The 493-nt window shown below is 66.9% G+C and carries 1 protein-coding gene; it reads left to right on the forward strand.

All coding sequences use genetic code 11. From position 1 onward, the window contains the following. A partial coding sequence (locus AACY49_RS30540; RefSeq protein ID WP_445262685.1) for a methionyl-tRNA formyltransferase occupies positions 1-448 on the forward strand: 448 nt, incomplete at its 5' end. Positions 449-493 lie beyond the last annotated feature (45 nt).

Consider the following 493-nt stretch of genomic DNA (forward strand, 5'->3'; position numbering starts at 1 on the left):
CGGCCCGGTGCTGCTGCGTGACACGACCGCGATCGACGGCAAGACCGCGGGCGCGCTGACCGACGAATTGAGCGCGAAGGGCGCACGGCTGATGGTGCAGGTGCTGGGCGACTTCGACGCCTATCCGCCCGAGGCGCAGCCCGAAGACGGCGTCACCTATGCCGCCAAGATCGACAAGGCTGAGGCGCGCATCGACTGGACCCAATCGGCCGACGCGGTCGAGCAGCACATTCGCGCCTTCAACCCGGTGCCCGGCGCGTTCGTCGAATTTCAGGGCGAACGCATCAAAGTGCTGGCGGCAGACCTTCTCGCTCTCCCCGCAAGCGGGGAGAGGGTGGCCGAGCGCAGCGAGGTCGGGAGAGGGGCAGTATCAAGGGGGCGTGTTCGGATGAGAACAGGTCTGAACTCCAGTCAGGGTACAACATCTGGTATGCGGTGTTGTGGTTGAAAAAAAAATGGGGGGGGGGGGGGGGGGGGGGGGGGGGGGGGGGGG

The sequence above is a fragment of the Pseudomonas sp. EL_65y_Pfl2_R96 genome, from assembly GCF_963970905.1.
Lineage (GTDB): Bacteria > Pseudomonadota > Gammaproteobacteria > Pseudomonadales > Pseudomonadaceae > Aquipseudomonas.